The organism is Streptococcus infantis, from assembly GCF_047463615.1.
Classification (GTDB): domain Bacteria; phylum Bacillota; class Bacilli; order Lactobacillales; family Streptococcaceae; genus Streptococcus; species Streptococcus infantis_X.
The window spans coordinates 1-584 of sequence record NZ_JASHDO010000030.1; the positions used below are offsets into that span (position 1 = coordinate 1).

1 protein-coding gene is annotated in these 584 nt (G+C 39.6%); it reads right to left on the bottom strand.

Annotated elements, in window-relative coordinates; genetic code table 11:
• Positions 1 to 584, bottom strand: a 584-nt coding sequence (locus QM874_RS09830) for an SspB-related isopeptide-forming adhesin (protein ID WP_414317129.1), incomplete at both ends; no start/stop codon positions are given.

Below are 584 nucleotides of genomic sequence, written 5' to 3' on the forward strand. Positions count from 1 at the left end.
GTGAAGCCAGCTTTAAGAGTTGCAGTGATCACACCGTTGTTAACAACGATATCGAATTTAGCTGTGACATCATCACCTGTTACTGAATCGTAAGCTTTGATCTTAGTAGCGTCAAGGTCCAACTTAGTTTCATCGTAGTCATCTGAGATTCCTACTGATTGGATGTTGTCCTTGTTGTTTGCGTCAAATTTAGTTGTATCCAACCATACTTGGTAAACCAACTTGTCGCCACGTTTAACAGACTTAGTATTGATGTTTTGAGCTTCGTTGTTGTTAGCTTGGTCTACATATGGATTTGTATTTGTTTCACCATATTTATCAGTCAACTCAGAATCATCATCAAGAAGTTTGTTGTCTGTGATTGAGAATTTCTCTTCATTCAAGACATATTTCTCTGGTTGGAACTTAGGTTCTTCCGGAGGAGTCACCTTGTTGTTGAACTCTTTATCAGCGATATCGCCAACAGTTGCCACAAGAACTTTAGCTGTTCCGTCGTGAGAAACAGTTACTGTTACATTCGCTTTCATGGTGTCGTATGTAACGGTTGCGTCTGATCCTTTAACTTCTTCAACTGTGTAGTTGTG